Annotated in this window: 18 protein-coding genes and 1 pseudogene; 1 reads left to right on the forward strand and 18 read right to left on the reverse strand. The window is 30.6% G+C overall.

Annotation, left to right across the window (positions count from 1 at the left end; genetic code table 11):
• Positions 1-2: 2 nt before the first annotated feature.
• Positions 3-968 (reverse strand): MlaD family protein, encoded by a 966-nt coding sequence (locus GCU34_RS04270; RefSeq protein WP_072783776.1) that lies wholly within the window; start codon positions 966-968, stop codon positions 3-5.
• 80 nt (positions 969-1,048) lie between these two features.
• Complete coding sequence (locus tag GCU34_RS04275) at positions 1,049-2,170, reverse strand: N-acetylmuramoyl-L-alanine amidase family protein (RefSeq protein ID WP_072783774.1); 1,122 nt, start codon at positions 2,168-2,170, stop codon at positions 1,049-1,051.
• Positions 2,171-2,233: 63 nt separating this feature from the next.
• On the opposite strand from GCU34_RS04275, the gene GCU34_RS04280 reads away from it, so the two are divergent.
• A complete protein-coding gene (locus GCU34_RS04280) occupies positions 2,234-4,936 on the forward strand; it encodes a putative LPS assembly protein LptD (RefSeq protein ID WP_072783773.1) in 2,703 nt (900 codons plus the stop codon).
• A 31-nt stretch (positions 4,937-4,967) separates the two neighbouring features.
• On the opposite strand, the gene GCU34_RS04285 is transcribed toward GCU34_RS04280, so the two are convergent.
• The 16 genes and pseudogenes from GCU34_RS04285 to GCU34_RS04355 all read right to left on the reverse strand — a co-directional run bounded on the left by GCU34_RS04285 (position 4,968) and on the right by GCU34_RS04355 (position 21,669).
• On the reverse strand, positions 4,968-5,360 hold the full coding sequence (locus GCU34_RS04285; protein WP_072783771.1) for an acyl-CoA thioesterase: 393 nt from the start codon (positions 5,358-5,360) through the stop codon (positions 4,968-4,970).
• Between the two features lie 78 nt (positions 5,361-5,438).
• On the reverse strand, positions 5,439-5,624 hold the full coding sequence (hisE, locus tag GCU34_RS13825; RefSeq protein WP_227658773.1) for a phosphoribosyl-ATP diphosphatase: 186 nt from the start codon (positions 5,622-5,624) through the stop codon (positions 5,439-5,441).
• Positions 5,540-6,034, reverse strand: a complete 495-nt coding sequence (gene hisIE / locus GCU34_RS04290) for a bifunctional phosphoribosyl-AMP cyclohydrolase/phosphoribosyl-ATP diphosphatase HisIE (protein ID WP_227658732.1) — start codon at positions 6,032-6,034, stop codon at positions 5,540-5,542. The genes hisE and hisIE overlap by 85 nt, the downstream gene beginning before the upstream one ends.
• Before the next feature lie 43 nt (positions 6,035-6,077).
• A complete protein-coding gene (gene hisF / locus GCU34_RS04295; RefSeq protein WP_072783767.1) occupies positions 6,078-6,833 on the reverse strand; it encodes an imidazole glycerol phosphate synthase subunit HisF in 756 nt (251 codons plus the stop codon).
• Positions 6,834-6,836: 3 nt separating this feature from the next.
• Complete coding sequence (gene hisA / locus GCU34_RS04300; protein ID WP_072783765.1) at positions 6,837-7,562, reverse strand: 1-(5-phosphoribosyl)-5-[(5-phosphoribosylamino)methylideneamino]imidazole-4-carboxamide isomerase; 726 nt, start codon at positions 7,560-7,562, stop codon at positions 6,837-6,839.
• Positions 7,563-7,592: 30 nt separating this feature from the next.
• Positions 7,593-8,174, reverse strand: a complete 582-nt coding sequence (gene hisH / locus GCU34_RS04305; RefSeq protein WP_072783763.1) for an imidazole glycerol phosphate synthase subunit HisH — start codon at positions 8,172-8,174, stop codon at positions 7,593-7,595.
• 81 nt (positions 8,175-8,255) lie between these two features.
• Positions 8,256-9,395, reverse strand: a complete 1,140-nt coding sequence (gene hisB, locus GCU34_RS04310) for a bifunctional histidinol-phosphatase/imidazoleglycerol-phosphate dehydratase HisB (RefSeq protein ID WP_072783761.1) — start codon at positions 9,393-9,395, stop codon at positions 8,256-8,258.
• Positions 9,395-10,435: a histidinol-phosphate transaminase gene (gene hisC, locus GCU34_RS04315; protein ID WP_072783759.1), complete on the reverse strand. Its 1,041-nt coding sequence runs from the start codon at positions 10,433-10,435 to the stop codon at positions 9,395-9,397. The genes hisB and hisC overlap by 1 nt, the downstream gene beginning before the upstream one ends.
• Positions 10,432-11,718, reverse strand: a complete 1,287-nt coding sequence (gene hisD, locus GCU34_RS04320; RefSeq protein WP_072783758.1) for a histidinol dehydrogenase — start codon at positions 11,716-11,718, stop codon at positions 10,432-10,434. The genes hisC and hisD overlap by 4 nt, the downstream gene beginning before the upstream one ends.
• A gap of 17 nt (positions 11,719-11,735) precedes the next feature.
• Complete coding sequence (gene hisG / locus GCU34_RS04325; protein WP_072783756.1) at positions 11,736-12,593, reverse strand: ATP phosphoribosyltransferase; 858 nt, start codon at positions 12,591-12,593, stop codon at positions 11,736-11,738.
• Between the two features lie 253 nt (positions 12,594-12,846).
• A complete protein-coding gene (locus GCU34_RS04330; protein WP_072783754.1) occupies positions 12,847-13,560 on the reverse strand; it encodes a VIT1/CCC1 transporter family protein in 714 nt (237 codons plus the stop codon).
• A 174-nt stretch (positions 13,561-13,734) separates the two neighbouring features.
• A complete protein-coding gene (locus tag GCU34_RS04335; protein WP_152378354.1) occupies positions 13,735-14,700 on the reverse strand; it encodes an efflux RND transporter periplasmic adaptor subunit in 966 nt (321 codons plus the stop codon).
• A gap of 3 nt (positions 14,701-14,703) precedes the next feature.
• Positions 14,704-19,038: a CusA/CzcA family heavy metal efflux RND transporter gene (locus GCU34_RS04340; RefSeq protein WP_072783750.1), complete on the reverse strand. Its 4,335-nt coding sequence runs from the start codon at positions 19,036-19,038 to the stop codon at positions 14,704-14,706.
• Between the two features lie 96 nt (positions 19,039-19,134).
• Entirely contained in the window at positions 19,135-19,509 is a 375-nt protein-coding gene (locus tag GCU34_RS04345) for a hypothetical protein (protein WP_072783748.1), read from the reverse strand.
• Positions 19,510-19,615: 106 nt separating this feature from the next.
• On the reverse strand, positions 19,616-21,016 hold the full coding sequence (locus GCU34_RS04350) for a sensor histidine kinase (RefSeq protein ID WP_072783746.1): 1,401 nt from the start codon (positions 21,014-21,016) through the stop codon (positions 19,616-19,618).
• A pseudogene (locus tag GCU34_RS04355) lies at positions 21,009-21,669 on the reverse strand (response regulator transcription factor). The gene GCU34_RS04350 and the pseudogene GCU34_RS04355 overlap by 8 nt, the downstream one beginning before the upstream one ends.
• Position 21,670 lies beyond the last annotated feature (1 nt).

Raw genomic sequence — 21,670 nt, forward strand, 5'->3', positions numbered from 1 at the left:
AATTACTTCTTAATTTGTTCGTTGTTCTCGTTAACTTCTGGTGATTTATAAGGTTTTTCTTTTTTTCCAAATAATGAAACATTTACATAACGTGTAGGATGTAAACGTAAATCTTGCAACAACAACTCTAATTCTTTAGAAGCTTGAGTAAAATTATTATACATTGCTTCATCTTTCATTAATTTACCCATTGTACCGTTTCCTTGTTCCATATCAGCTAAAAGTTTATCTACACTCGCTAAAGTTTTTTCTAAATTTTTAACCGTTTGACCGAAATCAGCTTTTGCTAATGAATCTGAAATAGCTACAAAATTTGAAGTCGTTTTATCTAGATTTGTAAAAGTTTTGTCTAATTTAGATTTGTTTTCAGCAAGTAATTGATTTAAATTTTTAGAAACTCCACTAAATTCAGTCATTGTTTTATTAAACTCCACTAAACTGTTTTTTAAATTAGCTTTACCTTGTTCATCTAAAACTTCATTAACATTTGCAAAAAGTGCATTTGCATTATCTAAAAGTTTTTCAATTTTATCTTTAATTGGAACAATCTCTTTTGCTAAAGCATCCGTTAATCCTAACTTATTTGATGATTTCAAGTAATCGCCGCTTTCTGTTTCTAATTTATCTTCAAAATTAGGAATAATGGCAATTTCTCTTCCTCCAACTAAACCAGAATCATAAATCTCTGCAGTACTCGATTTAGAAATTGGAAAATCAGTATCAATTTGCATTTGAACTAATAATTTTCCATCAGGATTAATTTTAATAGAATTTACTCTACCTATTTTTAAACCATTAAGTGTAACGGGAGCCGCAGGAACCAATCCTGAAACATTTTCATAAACAGCATACAATTTTTTACTTGTATCAAATAAATTTTTTCCTTTTAAAAAATTAAATCCCCAAATAAACAAAGCGATTGCTAATATTACCAGAATTGCTGTTTTAAGTTCTCTTGATAGTTTCATTTATTGTTTTTCAAGTTCTTTTTACACAAACATTTTAGTTTTTTAAAATGTTCAATTTTTAACAAAAATAAAACTTTATTTTATTTTAATGCATCTGCTAGGCTTATTTTTACTCCGTCTTTATAAGCAACAATAAAAGCAGAGTCGTAACCTTTCTTTTTAGCTTCTTCTAGTCTATTTTTAATTTGCTCATAACTAGACTCATTTGCATAAAAATATTTATATAATTTTCCTGATTGTTCTCTGTCGATTGGAGATAGCCCTTTAAAGTTTGATGCTTTTGTTTCTAGTTTTTTACTACTAGCTGAAATTTGCACTTTAAAAATTACACCTTTATTATTTGATACAATTTCTGAAGTTGTTTTCTCATTGACTACTTCAGTTTTAGAAGCGTCTTTTTTTGGAGCTTCTTCATAAGTTGAACTAGTAGAATTGAAAAAATCTTTTTTATAGCTCAATATAGCATCTGCGATTGCTTGAGCAATTTCATTTTGACCTTTATCAGAATTTAGATAAGTTCCTTCTTCAACATTAGTAACAAATCCTGTTTCAATTAAAACGCTTGGCATGTAAGATGCATCTAAAACCCACAATGGTTGTTGTTTAACACCTCTACTTTTTCTGCCTAATTTATCGGTAAAGTTTGATTCAATTCTAGAGGCTAATTCGATACTTTGATATAAATATTCTTCTTGTAAAATTTTAAGCCCAATTAATGATTCTGGTTTATTAGGATCAAAACCATTATATTTTTCTTGGTAATCTTTTTCTAAGAAAATTACCGAGTTTTCACTTTTAGCAACATCAAAGTTTAAATTAGTTCGAGACATTCCCATAACAAATGTCTCAGTACCATAAGGTGCGAAATTTTTACCCGCAGAATTACAGTGAATAGAAACAAATAAATCGGCATCATTTCTATTAGCAATATTAGCTCTTTCTGTTAATTCAACAAAAACGTCAGTCTTTCTTGTAAAAACAAGCGTTACATCTTTTTCTCTATCTAAGATATTACCAACTTTTTTTGTAATTTCTAATGCTATATTTTTTTCTAGAAAACCATGAGCATTTTTCCCTGTATCTTTTCCACCGTGACCCGCATCTAATACAACTTTGAACTTAGATTTTTGAGCATACGCTAAATTTTGAATTTGTAGTAAACTTAAAATAATTAGTAATAACGAAAAGTTTTTTAATTTCATAATTTATGGTATAGCGTTATAATTTTATTAATTCTTTATTTTTGCCAAAAAATATATGTAAGTTTGACACTTCAAAAAGTGAGCCAAATTTTTACAAAAATACTATTAATAGGATTGCGTAACAAGTTATTTTATATCGTTTTATTAGCATTTTTTCTAACAATTGGAAAAAATGCAATCTATGGACAAGAAATTAAACATGCAGATAGTTTACACTTAAATGTAAATGAAACTGTAAATTTAGCTATTGCCGATACTATAAAAACAGATAGTATAAAGCCTAGAAAAAGTACTTTAGAAGGAATTGCTAAAAGAAAAGCTAAAGATTACGAGAAATTTGATCGCAAAAAAAAGCAACTTACTTTATACAATGAAGCTGAACTTTATTATACCGATATTGAATTAAAATCGGGAATTATTGTATTAGATTATGATAAAAATGAAGTTTATGCTGGAAGAATTAAAGATAGTTTAGGAAACTACACTCAATATCCTGTTTTTAAACAAGGAAGTAATGAGGTTCAACCCGATTCTATTCGTTTTAATTTTAAAACAAAAAAAGCATTAGTTTGGAATTCTAGAACCAAACAAGGAGAAATGAACATTAAAGCAGAAATTTCTAAAAGAGAGAATGATTCTGTTTATTTCTTGAAAAATGCGCGCATTACAACTTCAAAAAATATCGATGATCCTGAATATTATTTTTTAGTTAGAAAAGTAAAATTTGTACCAAAGAAAAAAGTAGTTGCAGGACTAACCAATATGGTAATTGCAGATGTTCCTACTCCAATAGGTTTACCTTTTGCATATTTTCCAATGACAGATGAAAGCACTTCTGGATTCATTATTCCTACACCAGGACAATCTAATCAACAAGGTTATTTTTTACAAAACGGTGGATATTATTTTGCTTTGAGCGATTATTATGACCTGGCTGTTTTAGGAGATTATTACACAAACGGAAGTTATGGACTACGTTTTGAAAGTAATTATGCTAAGCGTTACAAATTTAATGGTCGCATGAATTTTAGATTTGAAAACAATATTCAAAGCGAAAGAGGATTACCAGATTATGTAAGATCAAAACAATACAACATTCAATGGAGTCACAGTCAAGATGCAAAAGCAGCTGCTAATTCTAGATTTTCTGCTTCAGTAAACTTGGGAAGTAGTCAATATTATAGGCAATCTGTTAATTTATCGAATGTTAGTTCGAGTTTAAATAACAACTTGAGTTCTTCGGTTTCTTATTCTAAAACATTCCAAACAGTTCCTCAAGTAAACTTCTCACTTTCTGCAACACATAACCAAAATACAAATACTGAATTAATTAATATGACATTACCTACGCTACAAGCTAGTGTAGACCGTATATTTCCTTTTGCTCCAAAAGATGGCGTTAAAAAAGGATTTATCAAAAATATTAACCTTCAGTATAATTTAAGAGGTGAAAATAGAATTACAACTTATGATTCTTTATTCTTTAAACCACAAATGTTTAGAGATGCCAAAACTGGTTTTCAACACACTATTCCATTAAGTACTAATTTTAAAATTTTCAAATATTTTAGTGTTTCTGCTAGTGCCAATTATAATGAAGTTTGGACTTTTAACACTGTAAAAAAATATTATAGTCCTATTGAAAATAAAGTTGTAACGGAAGATGAAAAAGGTTTCGAAGCTTTCAGGACTTATAATTTCACAACGGGTATTGGAACTACAATTTACGGTACTTTTAACTTTGGAGAAGATAAAAAAATACAAGCCATTCGTCATGTAATGCGTCCTAATGTCTCATGGAGTTACACACCAAGCTTCGACCAATATTATGATAGTTACGCTATTGATGCAACTGGAACTACTATGCAAGAATATACACGTTTTGAAAACGGATTATTTGGTGCTCCTGGAAGAGCATATGCACAAAATGTAGGATTATCGTTAAGTAATACTTTTGAAGCAAAAGTTAGAGATGATGAAAGTAAAACGGACGAACCTAAAAAGGTTATGCTGTTAAACAACTTAAACTTTCAAACCAGTTACAATTTAGCCGCAGATTCACTTGCTTTAGCTCCACTTAGAGTTAGTGGTGGAACACAGTTTTTTAAACAAAAGATGAATGTAAATTTCGCTACAACTTTAGATCCGTATGCAATTGATAATTCTGGAAAAAGAATTGATGTTTTCAATATTGATAATGGAGGAAGTTTATTTAGAATGACAAGTGCTAATATGACCTTCAATTACTCTTTTTCTAGTACAGATTTAGATAAATCTAAAGATTCTAAAGATAATCAAACAGCACAAAATGGTGGTAGAACTGACGATTTATTTGGTTCAGGAACAGATTTAAGTGATAACAGAAAGAGTTTATTTAACGATGATAACAAAGAAGATGGAACTGCCACTGATATGGAATGGTACAACTTTAAACTTCCATGGGATTTAAGACTTGCTTATTCTGTAACTTATAACAACAGTAACCGACAAAAAGAAATATCCTCTCAATCGTTAATGGCTTCAGGTAATGTAGAATTAGCTCCAAGATGGAAAGTAGGAATATCGTCTGGTTATGATTTTAAACAAAAAGGGGTTACGTTTACTCAATTACGTTTTGAAAGAGATTTAGAAAGCTGGAGAATGAGTTTTAACTGGGTTCCTTATGGTACAAATAGTTATTGGGGATTCTTCATTGGAATTCGATCTTCAATGCTGAGCGATATTAAATGGGAAAAACGAAAATTACCAGATAGAGTATTTAGATAAAATAAAAAAGCTTTCATTTTGAAAGCTTTTTTTATTTATTGTCAAGTCGATCTTTTACATATTCTATCTGAGTTTTTCCATGTGATGCTGGAACTCCATCCGGTCCTAAATTTACCATTGTAATATTATCAATAGTAATAATAGTTTCTCTGGTCATCATATTACGTACTTCACTTTTTAATACTAATGACGTTTTTCCAAATTTTACAACATCGATACCAATTTCAATAACATCTCCTTGTTTTGCGGCACTCATAAAGTTAATTTCACTCATATATTTAGTAACAACTTTAGAATTTTCTAGTTGTACAACTGAATACAAAGCTGCTTCTTCATCAATCCATGCTAATAATTTTCCTCCAAATAACGTTCCATTGGCGTTTAAATCTTCTGGTTTTACCCATTTTCTAGTGTGAAATCTCATAGTTCTAAATTTTTCTTAAAGATAGAAAAAATCAATTTTTAATAATCTATCTCTTCAATAGTTTTATTGATAATGATATTACTTTTCTCTATTTTTCAAAACTTTCACAACATCATTCAATTGAAAACCTTTTGCTTGTAACAAAATTAAGTAGTGAAACAATAAGTCGGCACTTTCATTTAAAAACAAATCGTCATTGTTGTCTTTAGCTTCAATAACAACTTCAACAGCTTCTTCGCCAACTTTTTGTGCAATTTTATTAATTCCTTTCTCAAAAGAGATGCTACATAGCTCTTTTCAGCCGTTGCGCTTTCTTTTCGTTCTTTAATTGTGTTTTCTAATTTAGTTAGGAAACCATAATCTTGTTTATTATTTTCGTTCCAACAAGTATCAGAACCCGTATGGCATGTTGTTCCAACAGGATTTACTTTTAGTAACAAGGTGTCGTTATCACAATCAACTGAATAACTTACTAAGTTTAAAAAGTTGCCACTCTCCTCTCCTTTCGTCCATAATCTATTTTTAGAACGACTAAAAAAAGTTACTTTGTTAGTAGCAAATGTTTTTTCTAATGCCTCTTGGTTCATAAAACCCAACATTAAAACATTTTTAGTTTCATTATCTTGAACAATTGCAGGAACTAAACCGTCTGTATATTTTGAGAAATTTATCATAATTATATTTTTTTACACCCCTAAAGTCCCCTCAAGGGGACAATTATAGTCTAATGTTAATATTTTGCTGTTTTAAAAATTGTTTCAATTCTGGAATGTCTATTTCGTGATAATGAAAAACACTAGCTGCCAAGGCGGCATCGGCTTTTCCTTCGATAAAAGTATCGACAAAATGTTGCATAGTTCCGGCGCCGCCAGAAGCTATAATTGGAATATTTACAATTTCAGAAAGTGTAGCTAATGCTTCATTTGCAAAGCCGTTTTTGGTTCCATCATTATTCATTGAAGTAAATAAAATTTCGCCTGCTCCTCTTTCCTCTACTTCTTTTGCCCAATCGAATAATTTAATATTAGTTGGAACTTTGCCGCCAACTAAATGTACCATCCATTCGCCATCAATTTGTTTGGCATCGATAGCAACAACCGTACATTGACTTCCATATTTGGAAGCAATTTCATTAATTAGTTCAGGTCTTTTTACCGCCGAAGAATTGATAGAAACTTTATCAGCACCATTTCTCAATAATATATCAACATCTTCTACTGAAGAAATTCCACCACCAACCGTAAAAGGAATATTAATTGCTTCAGCTACTTTTCGAACCAAATTGACTAATGTTTTTCTTCGTTCTTCCGTTGCAGAAATATCTAAAAATACCAATTCATCCGCCATGGTTTCGACGTATTTTTTTACCAATTCTACAGGATCACCTGCATCTCGTAATTCCAAGAAATTGACACCTTTTACCGTGCGTCCATTTTTAATATCTAAACAAGGTATGATTCGTTTTGTTAGCATTTTTTAGTTGTTTAAAATGTAATTTTCCAATTGTTTTAAGCTGATTCTGTTTTCGTAAATAGCCTTTCCAATTATAGTTCCTTCGCAACCTAATTCAGCTAATTTGGGTAACTCATCAAAAGTGGAAATTCCTCCTGAAGCGATTAATTTGACATTTGGAATTTGCTCTAAAATCCTTTTATACAAATCAAAACTTGGTCCTTGTAGCATGCCGTCTTTCGAAATATCAGTACAAATCACATATTGAATTCCTTCTTCTTGATAGTTTTGAATAAACGGAATTACTTCTTTAGTAGATTCTTCTAACCATCCAGAAATAGCTATTTTTTCATTATTAGCATCAGCACCTAAAATAATCGCTTCAGCACCGTATTGAGTAATCCATTTTTTGAAAATTTCTGGATTTTTTACTGCAATACTTCCTCCTGTGATTTGTTTCGCACCACTTTCAAATGCAATTCTTAAATCTGCATCTGATTTTAAACCTCCACCAAAATCAATTTTTAAACTAGTTTTTGAAGCAATTTGTTCCAATACTTTATAATTCACAATTTGACTCGATTTGGCACCGTCCAAATCCACTAAGTGCAAATACTGAATTCCATGTGCTTCAAATTGTTTGGCAACTTCTAAAGGATTTTCATTATAAATCTTCTTTGTATCATAATCGCCTTTTGAAAGTCGAACACATTTTCCTTCGATGATATCTATTGCTGGGATTATTCTCATTTTTTTATGTTTTAGTTAAATGGTAATAGGTTAAAGATTTAAGAAGTTTTGAAGAATTTTTTCTCCATAATTTCCGCTTTTCTCTGGGTGAAATTGTACGCCATAAAAATTCTCTTTTTGTATGGCTGTTGCATATTCAATTCCGTATTCAGTTGTAGCAATTGTGTATTCACATTTTGGAACAAAATAACTGTGTACCAAATACATAAATTCTTCATCTTTTATTTCTTTAAATAAATCTGCTCTCAAGTTTTTAATGGTATTCCAACCCATTTGAGGAACTTTAACTTCATTAGAAAATCGAATTACATTAACATCAAAAATCCCTAGTCCTTCAGTATTTCCTTCTTCAGAATGTTTACATAACAATTGCATTCCTAAGCAAATGCCTAAAGCAGGTTGTTTTAAAGTTGGAATTAATTTATCTAATCCTAAATTTTGAAGCCTCTTCATAGCACTACTCGCCTCGCCAACACCAGGAAAAATTACTTTATCGGCTTTTGAAATAATATTCCAATTAGAAGTAACTTCAGCTTCATAACCCAATCTATTCAAAGCAAACAATACACTTTGCACATTTCCTGCTCCGTAATCTATAATCGCTAATTTCATATTTTAAACATTTTGTCACACTGAGCTTGTCGAAGTGTTTTGATTTAGTCTTCGACAGGCTCAGACTGACATAATTATATTTTATAACATTCCTTTAGTTGAAGGCAAAATCATTTTCTCGGGATCTCTTTTTACAGCAACTTTTATAGCTTTTGAAAAAGCCTTAAAAATCGCTTCAATTTTATGATGTTCGTTTGTACCTTCTGCTTTGATATTTAGATTTGCTTTAGCACCATCGGTAAACGATTTGAAGAAGTGAAAAAACATTTCGGTTGGCATTTGACCAATCATTTCACGTTTAAATTCAGTTTCCCAAACCAACCAATTTCTTCCACCAAAATCAATTGCTACTTGAGCCAAACAATCGTCCATTGGTAAACAAAAACCGTAGCGTTCAATCCCTAATTTATTGCCCAAAGCTTTTGAAAAAACTTCTCCTAACGCAATTGCTGTATCCTCAATCGTGTGGTGTTCGTCAACTTCTAAATCGCCTTTGACTTGAATATCTAAGTCCATTTGTCCGTGACGCGCAATTTGATCTAACATGTGATCGAAAAAGGAAATTCCAGTATTGATGTTACTTTTTCCTGTTCCGTCTAAATTTAATGTAATAGCAATGTCTGTTTCATTTGTTGTTCTAGAAATTGAAGCTGTTCTTTCCTTCAATTTTAGAAATTCGTAAATCTTTTCCCAATCATTACTTTCTAAAGCAATTGAGTTTTGAAGTTCTTCTAATGAATTTTCAACTTCAGTTATTCCTGCTTGTATTCCATCATTGATAAAAATTGCTTTACAACCCAAATTTTTAGCCAATTCAACATCAGTAATTCGGTCACCAATTACAAAGGAATTTTCTAAATCATATGCAGGATTATTGATGTATTGCGTGAGCATTCCTGTTCGAGGTTTTCGGGTTGGCGCATTCTCTTCAGGAAAACTTCTATCAATGCATTGATTTGAAAAGACTACACCTTCTCCTTCAAATGTTTTCATGATGAAATTGTGAACCGGCCAAAAATTTTCTTCTGGAAAAGAAGAAGTTCCTAATCCATCTTGATTGGTAACTAATACCAATTCGAAGTCTAATTCTCTGGCAATTTTTCCTAGAAAAGTTAGACATTTTGGATAGAAATACATTTTTTCAAAAGCATCAATCTGATAGTCAGAAACTTCCTTTATCATAGTGCCATCTCGGTCAATAAATAATATCTTTTTTGCCATTATAATGTTTTTAAAATTGAAATAACTTTTTCGTTTTCATCGGAAGTTCCAATTGTAATACGCAAACAATTGTCACAGAGTGGTTCATTTGTTCTATTTCTAATCACTATTCCTTTGTTTAATAATTGGTTATATCGTTTTACTGCATTATCTACTTTAAATAAAATAAAGTTTGCATCTGAAGGATAAACGTCCAATACAAATGGAATTTTTGTAAGTACTTTTGCTACTCTATTTCTTTCAAAAATCAGCTCTTTTATTTGAGTATTCGTTTTGTTTAAACTTAATAATTCTATAGCTTTTTGCTGCGATAATTCGTTTATATTATAGGGTGGTTTTATCTTATTTAGTATTGAAATTATTGCTTTGGAAGCATATAAAATACCAATGCGTAAACCTGCCATTCCATAGGCTTTTGAAAGTGTTTGTGTGATTACCAAATTAGGAAAATCAGATAGAACACTTAACCAACTTTTATCTTTTGAAAAATCAATATAGGCTTCATCAATAACAACTAAACCCTTAAAATTATTTATAATTTTTAAAACAGCTTCATCTGAAAATGAATTACCCGTTGGATTATTTGGGGAACAAAGGAAAATCAACTTTGTTTTTTTCGTTACTTCGTTTAAAATCGCTTCAACATCAGGTTGAAAATTCGGTTTTAAAATGATTTTTTTGTTTTCAATTGCATTAATATCTGCCAATACACCGTACATTCCATAAGTTGGAGGCAGCGTGATAATATTGTCTTTATTAGGTTCACAAAACGCTCTAAAAATTAAATCCAAAACTTCATCACTTCCATTACCAATCAAAATATTTTCAGCTTTAACTCCGTTTTTTGAAGCCAATAACGCCTTTAAATCTTGTTGTTTAGGATCTGGATAGCGATTTACACCGTTTTCAAATGGATTTTCATTAGCATCTAAGTAAATCATCTTTTGATTAAAATCTTTAAACTCATCTCTTGCAGAAGAATATGGTTTTAATGATTTAACATTAGTACGGACCAAAGTATTTAAATCGAATGTTTTCATTTTTTTAATGCATTTAAACGTAATGAAACTGCATTTTTGTGTGCTTGTAAACCTTCTGCATCGGCCATTAATTCAATACTTGGTCCAATATTTTGTATTCCTTCTTCAGTGATTTTTTGAAACGTCATCGCTTTCATAAAACTATCTAAATTTACCCCACTGTAGCTTTTAGAATAACCGTTTGTTGGTAGCGTGTGATTGGTCCCAGAAGCATAATCTCCAGCACTTTCTGGCGTATTATTCCCAATGAATACAGAACCTGCATTTGCAATTCCATCGATGAAAAAATCTTCATTTTTAGAACAGACAATAAAGTGTTCTGGAGCATATTCATTAATCAATTCTAAAGCCGTTTCTTCAGTTTCAACATAGATTAATTTGGAATCTTGAATAGCAACTTGTGCGATTTCTTTTCTTGGAAGTTTTTTTAATTGTTTATAAACTTCTTCCTCTACATCATTCAAGATTTTTTTATCGGTAGTAACCAAAATTACCTGACTGTCTTTTCCGTGTTCGGCTTGACTTAATAAATCGGAAGCAACGAAAGCAGCATTTGCAGAATCATCAGCATAAACTAACAATTCACTTGGTCCGGCAGGCATATCGATTCCAACACCAAATTGAGTAGCGTATTGTTTTGCAACTGTTACAAATTGATTTCCAGGTCCGAAAATTTTATAAACTTGAGGAATAGATTCAGTTCCAAAAGTTAAAGCTCCGATTGCTTGAATTCCTCCAACTTTAAAAATTTTAGTAACGCCACACAATTGAGCGGCATATAAAATGGCTGAATTTATTTTTCCTTCCTTGTTTGGCGGTGTGCATAAAACAATTTCTTTGCAACCTGCAATTTGTGCCGGTAAAGCCAACATTAAAACCGTTGAAAACAAAGGCGCAGAACCACCCGGAATATACAATCCTACTTTTTGAATAGGTCTTTTTTCTTGCCAACAACTAACTCCACTGGTTGTGATTACTTCAACTTTTTCTGTTTTTTGAGCTGCGTGAAAATTGTAAATATTGTTTTTTGCTACTTCAATTGCTTCTTTTAATTCTGTGGAAACTAAAGAAACAGCTTCGTCAATTTCTTCTTGTGAAACTAGAATGTTTTCAAATGACGTTCCGTCAAATAAAGACGTGTATTTTTGAACAGCCACATCACCTTTTTGTTGGATTTCTTTGAATATTCCTTTTACCGTTTCTTCAATATCTTCAAATGATTGGGTTGGTCTTTTTAGTATTTCTGACCAAGATTCTTTTTTTGGATTAAATATGATTTGCATAGTTGTGAGTTTTAAAATTATAATACCATTTTTTCAATTGGACAAATCAAAATGCCTTCCGCTCCAGCTTCTTTTAATTGGTCTATTACTTCCCAAAATTGATCTTCATCGATTACCGAGTGTAAACTGCTCCAATATTCTTCTGCTAAAGGCATGATTGTTGGACTTTTCAAAACAGGAAGAATTGCACTTACTTCAGAAATCTTGTTATTTGGCACATTCATCAAAATATATTTTGATTTTCTAGAACGTAAAACCGATTGAATTCTAAACTGAAGTTTTTCCAATATTACTTTGGAATCATCTGAAATTTTAGGAGAAACGGCTAAAACAGCTTCACTTTTTAAGATGACTTCCACTTCTTTCAATCCGTTTTTAAAAAGCGTACTTCCTGAAGAAACGATGTCTACAATGGCATCTGATAATCCAATATTTGGAGCAATTTCAACCGAACCCGAAATTTGGTGAATATCAACTGAAATACGTTTTGAAGAAAAGTAATCAATTACAGTTTTAGGATAAGAAGTTGCGATTCGCATTTTATTTAAATCTTGAATAGAATTGTATTCAAAATTCTTTGGAACAGCCACTGAAACTTTACATTTTGAGAAACCTAGTTTTTCTGCAATTTGAATATTAGCTCCCTTTTCAACCAATAAATTATCGCCAACAATCGCAATATCTACTACTCCATCAATCAAATATTGTGGAATATCCGAGTTTCGTAAATAGTAAACTTCTAAAGGAAAATTGGAAGCGGTAACTTTAAGTTGGTCATTTCCATTGTACACTGAAATCCCACAATCTTTCAAGATTTGGATACTTTCATCGTGAAGTCGACCTGATTTTTGAATCGCAATTTTTAAAGTGTTCATTTTATTTTTTAATTTTAAAATGAGTACACCAAGTAGATTTAAAAACTGACTGTAAATAAAAAACCCGCTTGATGTACTCAAACGGATTTCTGATTTATATGGATTAATTACATAGCATCATTACTTCGCTTGAGCGGAGGTATGATGATGATGATGTAATTGATTTAAAAACATAATTTTTGTTATTATTTAACTCTGCAAAGTTAATGACATATTTTTTTAATAAACAAGATTTTTTAAAATTTATTTTTTCTTAAGCAATATTTACTCCAAAAATATGCCCTACAAGTGATGATAATCCCATAGCAATTGTTCCCCAAAAAGTAATGCGTAAAACTGCTTTCAAAACACTTGAACCTCCAGCTTTTGCAGCTAATCCTCCCATAATTCCTAAAAACAAAATAGCAAAAATATATAATGCATATTCTAAATAAACTAACGGAAAAAACAAAACTACTAACAAAGGTAAAATTCCACCAACGGTAAAAGAAGCTCCAGATGCCATAGCAGCCTGAAATGGTTTAGCTTGACTAATTTCGTTAATTCCTAATTCATCGCGAACATGAGCACCTAACGCATCGTGTGCCGTTAATTCTTTAGCAACCAATAACGCAGTCTCTTTTTTTAAACCTCTATCTTCATAAATTTGTGCTAAACGTTGCAGTTCAAGCTCTGGCATTTCTTCTAATTCTTGTTTTTCACGTTCAATATCTGCTTTTTCAACATCTGTTTGTGAACTTACCGAAACATATTCTCCTGCCGACATAGACAAAGCTCCAGCAACTAAACCTGCTAAAGCTGCCAAAATTATAGGTTCTCTTGTAGCACTTGCGGCAGCAACACCAATTGCAATACTTGCCGTAGAAAGAATTCCATCATTTGCACCTAAAACAGCTGCTCTTAACCAATTACTTCTATTTATATAATGATTGTCTAAATAATTGTCTAATTCTTTATTTTCACTCATAGATTTTTCGGTTACTTAAAATTATTTAATTCAATTGAAACACGCCTTTTGTAAGCACTTCCGAATTCTGATTTAATAATGAATTTGTCAAAACTTCAGTAAATGCTTCGTTTTCAATACCTGTTTTAACAGCAACTTTTTTAAACTCATAACCAGTTGCAGTTTTTTTGGTTACTAAATATAGGAATTTTTATCACCTTCTTCAGAAAAAGCAGCTGTTGGTAAAGCCAATACTTTTTTGTTACCAAAGATAATTTTGGCATCTGTAAACATACCAACTACTAATTTTTTCTTTAAATCAGTATCTAAATCTCCGAATACTGGAATCGAACGATCGGTTTCATTAATTGCTTTTCCAATTGTTTTTATCTTTGATTTATAAATAGTTTCAGCATTTTCTCCAATAGTAAATTGAATTTCTTGTCCTTCTGAAAGTTTTAAAATATCTTTTTCGAAAACTGCTAAACTCAACAATAAATTGGCATCATTTACTATTTCAACAATCGTATTTTCAGGAGCAATATAAGCACCAATATTTGCATTTGTAGTAACCACTACTCCATTTATAGGCGAAAAAATAGTTACCTGCGAACTTAATTTAGCTCTACTAATTGCATTTGGATTGATATTGATTAATTGTAATTTTTCACGAAGTGAATTGTAGCTACTTACTGCTTGTTGGTAATCACTTTCCGCTTTTAAATAATTTTTTTGAGAGGTGATATTTTCATCGAAAAGTGTTTTTTGACGCACATATTCCGATTTTAGGTACGTTAATTGTTCCGAAATTTCAAGATAATCTCTTTGGATATCAATGAATTCAGTATTTTCAATTACAGCAATAGCCTGACCTTTTGTAACTTTTTGACCAATAATAACATTAGAAGCCTTAATGTAACCACCTAAAACCGCTGTAATTTTAGCTTTATCTTTTGCTGGAACGTCAATTTTTCCTGAAACTTTTAAAACATCATCAAAATCATGTTCTTTAGGTGAACCAATTTCCATTTTTGAAGTTTCAAATTGTTCTTTTGTAAGTGCAACTATATTTGAGGTTTCAGTTTGAGTTTCCTCCGTATTTGTTTCTTTGCAAGAAGTAAATGCAACTAAAACTAAAAATGTATATACTAATTTGTTCATAATCTATTGGTAATTAATAAATTCTATATCTAAAATGGTGTTGTTATATTCTAAAATCGCGTCTAAATAATCAATCTTGATTTGCAATGCGTTTTCCAAACTTTGGATGTATTGAAAGAAATCAATTTCGCCATGTTTGTAACTCATATTGGCAACTTTCAAAATTTCATCTGAGAGCTTTTTACCCGAATTTTCATAGTAATCAATCGTAGTTTTTATTCCCAATAACTGATTGTTCTTTTGAGCAACAAATTGATTTATTTTATTCAGTTCAGCTTCTTTTTGTTGGTTCCAACTTTCCTTTTCTAGCTGTAACATTTTTGTTTTTTTAGCATTTCCAGAAAAGAATAAAGGTACATTTAGACCTACTTGAAATCCGTAAAGCGAACTTGATAATCCAGTATTTTTACCTTGAAAATATTCAGCTGAAATAGATGGAAACCAAGCTTGTTTTTGTAACTTCAACTGAGAATCATAATTATTTGTAACACTTTCATAATAAGAATTATAAATATTAGTATTTGAATTTTTAATTGAATTGTAATTTAATTCGTTTTCTTTAATAACAACCAAAGAATCCGATTGCAATAAACCTTGTAAAGCATTGTATGAAGCTGCTTTTTCTTTGTCTATTTTTTGTAATTCAGCAGTAATTTTTTGAGACTTTGCTTGCGCTGTAATTTTCTCTAAATAATTGGTTTCTCCTAATTCAAATCGTCTATTACTTGCTTTTGAGAAATTTTGATACAAACTATCTAAATATTGATACAATTTCTCTCGATTTTGCCAATAAACGATTTCGTAATAATTCTTAGAAACTTTACGATTCAATTTACTTTTTTCAATTTCTAATGCTTTACTTTCAACTTCATAATCTGATTTTAATAGCTTCTTTTTAGCAAAATAAAGCGAAGGAAAATCAAAATCTTGTTGCACACCAAAAACTTTTAAAGGCTCATTATTAACAGCTAAATTATTTTGATCGTAACTGTAATAAACCGTTGTTCTATCTAACGTAAAAGCTGTTGTTGCGTTTACTTTGGCCTTTTCTAACTTTAATTCTAAAGCTTTAATTTCCTTATTATTTTGATTAGCTAGTTGAATTAAATTCGATAATTCATCCTTTTTCTCCTGACTTTGAGCTGTGATTCCGAAAAATACAAATGCTAAAATTAAGGTCGATGATTTCATTTTTTTGAATTTAATTTTCTTCGTTTCTTTTTCATCTAATAATTTGAATAAAACTGGTAACACAATCATCGTTAGCAAAGTAGCTGTAATTAATCCGCCAATTACAACAGTTGCTAATGGTCGCTGTACTTCTGCACCTGCAGAAGCCGAAATTGCCATAGGTAAAAACCCTAATGCAGCTGCTGAAGCTGTTAATAAAACAGGACGTAATCTATCTGTTGTTCCTTTTATGATTAACTCATCTAAAGTCATATCGCCTTGATGCTGTTTTAGTTCCTTGAAATGTTCGATTAATACAATTCCATTTAAAACAGCAATACCAAAAAGGGCAATAAATCCAACTCCAGCTGAAATACTAAAGGGTAAATCCCGAATCCATAAGAATAAAATTCCTCCAACTGCCGAAAGCGGAATAGCTGAATATACCATTGCGGCTTCTTTTAAAGAACCAAATGCAAAATGTAATAAGATAAATATTAAGACTAAAGCAATTGGAACAGCTATCATTAATCGGGCTTTTGCACTTTCAAGATTTTTAAATTGTCCGCCGTATTCGATATAATAACCTTCTGGTAAATCTATTTTACTAGTTACTTTTGCTTTGATATCATCAACAACACTTTGTAAATCGCGGTTTCTAACATTTACGCCAACCACTACTCTACGTTTTGTATCATCTCGAGAAATTTTAGCTGGACCTTTACTGTATTGAATGGTTGCCAATTCGTGAAGCGGAATTTGTTCGCCATTAGGTAACGAAACAAATAAATTTCGTAAATCATCGATAGAAGATCTTTTGCTTTCATTTAAACGAACCACCAAATCGAAACGTTTTTCGCCTTCAAAAACTTGTCCTGCTGATTTTCCTGCAAAACCTAATGCTATAAAGTCATTCAAATCGGAAATATTTAAACCATAACGAGCGATTTTACTCCTGTTATAACTTACAGTCATTTGAGGCAAACCTTCCGTTTTTTCTACAATAATATCAGATGCGCCTTCAACATTTTTTATGGCAGTTTCAATTTCTGTTGCTTTTTGAGCTAAAATATCTAAATCTTCGCCAAATAATTTAATCGCAATATCAGAACGTGTTCCAGAGATTAATTCGTTAAAACGCATTTCAATTGGTTGCGTAAACTCGATTTCCATGTTTGGAATTTTCTTTTCGATGGCTTCTTTAATCTTATCTGCCAATTCATCTTTAGAATCAGCAGAAACCCAATCGCTCTTTGGTTTCAACTTTACAATAACATCACTTTCTTCCATGCTCATAGGATCCGTTGGTACTTCGGCAGCACCAATTCTACTCACCACTTGTTCTACTTCAGGGAAATTATCTAAAATCGTTTTTTCGATTAACGTTGTAGTTTCAATAGTTTTACTTAACGAAGTTCCAGTTTTTAAAACAGGTTGGATAACAAAATCACCTTCGTCTAATGTTGGGATAAACTCACCACCCATTGTTGTAAATAAAATAATGGTTCCAATTAATAAAGAAAATGCACTGATTAAAACTTTTTTGGTATTCTTTAATGCCCAATGAATTACAGGCAAATACCAGGAATTCAGTTTATTGATTAATCGATTAGATATTGAATTTTCTTTTTCCTCTTTAGGCTTCAGGAAAATGGATGAAATTACAGGAACATACGTCAAACAAAACAACATGGCGCCTAATAAAGCAAAACTAAACGTCATTGCCATAGGTTTGAACATTTTCCCTTCAACGCCTGATAAAGATAAAATCGGAATAAATACAATTAAAATGATTAACTGACCGAAAATGGCAGAATTCATCATTTTAGCAGCGCTACTGTAGGTTATTTTATCAATTTCAGTTTGTTTATCTTCTTTGGCTAATTGATTTAATGTAACCGATTTTTGGGTGATTTGGAACGCAATAAATTCAACAATGATAACGGCTCCGTCAATTATAATTCCGAAATCGATAGCACCTAAACTCATTAGATTAGCATCTATTCCAAAAATATTCATAAATGAAATCGCAAATAATAAACATAATGGAATAACTGACGCAACCACTAAACCAGAGCGCCAATTTCCTAATAATAAAACCACTACAAAAATTACTATTAAACAGCCTAAAATTAAGTTTTCGGCTACTGTAAATGTGGTTTTACCAACAAGTTCTCCTCTTTCTAAAAACAGATTAAGATAAACGCCTTGAGGTAATGTTTTTTGTAATTCGGCAACACGTTCTTTAACATCACTTAAAACTTGTTTTGAATTTGCGTTTTTAAGCATCATAATTTGCCCCATCACTTTTTCACCTTGTCCATTACCCGTAATGGCTCCAAAACGATTAGCGTGACCAAATTTTACTTCTGCAATATCTTTTACATAAACAGGAATTCCGTTTGTAGTTTTAACGACAATATTATTAATATCATCAAGATTAGAAACTTTTCCTTCCCCGCGAATGAAATAACTTTCGTTTGCTTTCTCAATATATCCACCGCCTGCAATGCTGTTATTTTTCTCAAGAGCTGTAAATAAATCTGTAATTGAAATATTCATTGCTTTCAAGTTTGCCGAATTAACAGCTACTTCATACTGTTTTAAGTAACCACCCCAAGTATTAATTTCAACAACACCACTTATTCCTGACAAATTGCGTCTTACAGTCCAATCTTGAATAGTTCTTAAATCGGTAATAGAATATAAATCGGCATATTCTGGCTCTACTTCTAAAGTATATTGGTAAATTTCGCCTAAACCTGTTGTAATTGGTCCCATTTCTGGAACACCAAAACCTGAAGGAATTTTTTCTGTTGCAGATTTTATTTTTTCTGCAATTAATTGGCGTGGTAAATAAGTTCCTAAATTTTCTTCAAAAACAATAGTAACTACAGAAATACCAAACTTTGAAATGGAACGAATTTCTACAACTCCTGGTAAATTTGCCATTTCTAATTCAACTGGTGCTGTAATATATTGTTCTATATCTTCAGTTGAAAGATTTCTTGATGTTGTGATAACTTGTACCTGATTATTGGTTACATCGGGTACGGCTCCAATAGAAATTTGAAACACCGAATAAATACCAAACCCTAAAACTGCTATAGTGAAAAGTATAATTATAAGCTTACTTCTTAAACTAAAGGCAATAATTTTTTCTAACATTTTTATTTAATTAAAAGAATAATAAATAGCATCTATCTTAAAAAGACAAATACAATGAGATAAACGAAAAGAATTTCGCTTTTAACTAATTAAATGTTAGGCTATTTTAGGAGGCATCCAAATTGAAATAACCAATTTAGATTTAAAAGATTTGTTGTAAAAAAACTTCTGTTTACAAGTAATTATAGATTTAATTAATTGAATTTGAAGATTTATAAATGAAATAGTAAAAACACTCGTAACATTATCAAATGTTTTGAATGGTAAATTTTGATGTTCTTCTTGATTATTCTCGAATTTTTTAGAATAATGGAGTTTTAAAAACTGAACAAAAGAAATAGAACTTGTGGCAACTTTTTTTTGATGCTCTTTATAATGTTCTAAAAGATTAGGAACTTTCAATAATTGCCCTATTGATGTGTTTGCACACAAAAAAATAGTAATTAGAAATATGGCAATTATCTTTTTCATTTATAAATTTTAGTAAACTTGCTTTACGAAGTAAAGGCTGAAATTATTTAGTTCAAAAGTTTACAGCACAAATTTACAGTAAAAAATCAAAAAATAATCTTAAATTCTACTTAGGATTACTTTTATTAAATGTTAAAGTCACTGCCGTGCCCTTTTCTAAAGTACTTTTAATTGTTATCTCAATTTTTAACAAATCGCATAGTCTTTTTACAATTGAAAGTCCAATTCCTGTTCCTTTAATTTCTGGATGACTCGCTGGGTTAGATCTATAAAAAGATATGAAAATTTTATCTAAATCTTCTTTTGAAATTCCAACACCATTATCATTAATAACAAATAAAAATTGATTTGCTTCAGCTTTTAAATTTAAATCAATTTTTCCACCATTATTTGAATATTTTATAGAATTGGAAATCAAGTTATTAAACACAATTGACAATAAATAACTATCTGATTTTAAAATACAATCTTGCTGCAAGTTCGTTTTAATTGTAATGTCTTTTTCTTTTAATTGGTTCGAAAAAAGCGAAACAGTATCTAAAACCAAAGCATCTAAATAAACTTCTTCACTTTTAATATTGTGCTTTTGATTTTCAAATCGTGCTAATAATAACAATTGATCTACTAAATTATTGATGCGGTCAACTTCTTTAATACAATAATTAATCTTTTCATTATATTGTTCTGAAGTTCTAGGTTTTCTAATTAAAACTTCTAAAGTTCCTTTAATAACAGCAAGTGGTGTTCTTAATTCGTGAGAAGCATCAGAAGTAAATTGTTTCTCTCTTAAAACGGCATTTTCTATACGGTCTAATAAATTATTAATGTTTTCAGATAAAATGTAAAGTTCGTCTTTATTAACAGGAAGTGGAATTCTAGTTTGCAAATTATCTTTGGTAATTTGACTTGATGTTTCAATAATTGTACTAACAGGTTTTATACTTTTTCCTGCAAAAAATCTAGCAAACAAAAATAATAAAATTACAATTATTGGAAACGAAATAACTAGTATATTCTTGAGAATAGAAACAATTTCAAAATCTTCTAAAGACATGGCTACCACAACATAACCAACGGTTTTTCCTTCGAAAAGAATTGGTGTTTGAATTTGCCTAATAGGAATTCCGTTCAATTTTGAATTTAAAAACTTATCGTTGTAAGAATCGTCAAAAAGTTTAAGTTCAGCATTTTTTAAATTTGGAGATCTATCAATAAGTAATTTATGATCGTCGTAAAATTCGACAAAAACAGGGTTTACCGAAATAGAATTATGTTCGCGTGCACGCCATTGATCGACGTGAATTAAATAAGTATCATTAGAATCAATAGTAACATCGTCTAAATGTTTGTATAATTCTTCTTCAACTTCTTCATTTACATGTTGATTAACACTGTATTCTACAATTTTATAGATAAATAAAAATACAAGTGCAATAAGAATTGAACCTGAAACAATATAGTTAAAGGCAATTCTATTTTTAAATGAAGAAGGAAAAAATTTAATCATTGGCTATATAACCTACTCCTCGTATTGTTTTAATTAGTTCTTCGTCTTTTGACAAATTTAGTTTTTTTCTGATGGCATTCATAAAAACATCAATAACACCAGTATCATATTCAAAGTGAATATCCCAAACATCTTCAATAATTCCTGTACGGGTGCAAACTTTACCTTTGTTTTCTACTAAATATTTTAAAAGTTCATATTCACGTTGAGTTAAAGAAACTTCTTTGCCATCTACAAAAACTTGAAAAGTATTTAAATTGAGTACTATTTTACCTAATCTTAATTCTTTATTTGTTGTTGAAGTTCTAAAATGTACTTCAATTCGAGCTAATAATTCTTCAAAACTAAAAGGCTTTTTTATATAATCGTTAGCACCTGCTTTTAAACCTTCTATTGTTTCTTGAACGGTATCTTTGGCTGTTAAAAGATAATTGGAATTTGAGTATTTGTTTCGCGTATTTTAGTACACAACTCTAACCCTGTTAACTTTGGAAGCATCCAATCTAACAAGAGCAAATCAAAACTTTGATTTTCAAAGAAATTCAAACCTTCTTCACCATTTGAAGCGCAAATTACTTCAAATCCTTCTTCTTCAAGCCTTGTCTTAAAAAATTTTGAATTCCTATTTCGTCTTCAACAATTAAAATTTTCATC

The organism is Flavobacterium haoranii, assembly GCF_009363055.1.
In the GTDB taxonomy this organism is placed as follows: Bacteria; Bacteroidota; Bacteroidia; order Flavobacteriales; family Flavobacteriaceae; genus Flavobacterium; species Flavobacterium haoranii.

Excerpts from the sequence above, each read along its gene's own strand:
- hisIE (WP_227658732.1), bottom strand. The coding sequence starts at position 6,034 with ATGATAAATTTCTCAAAATATACAGACGGTTTAGTTCCTGCAATTGTT.
- hisA (WP_072783765.1), bottom strand. The coding sequence starts at position 7,562 with ATGAGAATAATCCCAGCAATAGATATCATCGAAGGAAAATGTGTTCGA.
- GCU34_RS04285 (WP_072783771.1), bottom strand. The coding sequence starts at position 5,360 with ATGAGATTTCACACTAGAAAATGGGTAAAACCAGAAGATTTAAACGCC.
- GCU34_RS04345 (WP_072783748.1), bottom strand. The coding sequence starts at position 19,509 with ATGAAAAAGATAATTGCCATATTTCTAATTACTATTTTTTTGTGTGCA.
- GCU34_RS04275 (WP_072783774.1), bottom strand. The coding sequence starts at position 2,170 with ATGAAATTAAAAAACTTTTCGTTATTACTAATTATTTTAAGTTTACTA.
- hisD (WP_072783758.1), bottom strand. The coding sequence starts at position 11,718 with ATGCAAATCATATTTAATCCAAAAAAAGAATCTTGGTCAGAAATACTA.
- hisF (WP_072783767.1), bottom strand. The coding sequence starts at position 6,833 with ATGCTAACAAAACGAATCATACCTTGTTTAGATATTAAAAATGGACGC.
- hisC (WP_072783759.1), bottom strand. The coding sequence starts at position 10,435 with ATGAAAACATTCGATTTAAATACTTTGGTCCGTACTAATGTTAAATCA.
- hisH (WP_072783763.1), bottom strand. The coding sequence starts at position 8,174 with ATGAAATTAGCGATTATAGATTACGGAGCAGGAAATGTGCAAAGTGTA.
- GCU34_RS04350 (WP_072783746.1), bottom strand. The coding sequence starts at position 21,016 with ATGATTAAATTTTTTCCTTCTTCATTTAAAAATAGAATTGCCTTTAAC.
- GCU34_RS04335 (WP_152378354.1), bottom strand. The coding sequence starts at position 14,700 with ATGAACAAATTAGTATATACATTTTTAGTTTTAGTTGCATTTACTTCT.
- hisB (WP_072783761.1), bottom strand. The coding sequence starts at position 9,395 with ATGGCAAAAAAGATATTATTTATTGACCGAGATGGCACTATGATAAAG.
- GCU34_RS04330 (WP_072783754.1), bottom strand. The coding sequence starts at position 13,560 with ATGAGTGAAAATAAAGAATTAGACAATTATTTAGACAATCATTATATA.
- hisG (WP_072783756.1), bottom strand. The coding sequence starts at position 12,593 with ATGAACACTTTAAAAATTGCGATTCAAAAATCAGGTCGACTTCACGAT.
- GCU34_RS04340 (WP_072783750.1), bottom strand. The coding sequence starts at position 19,038 with ATGTTAGAAAAAATTATTGCCTTTAGTTTAAGAAGTAAGCTTATAATT.
- GCU34_RS04270 (WP_072783776.1), bottom strand. The coding sequence starts at position 968 with ATGAAACTATCAAGAGAACTTAAAACAGCAATTCTGGTAATATTAGCA.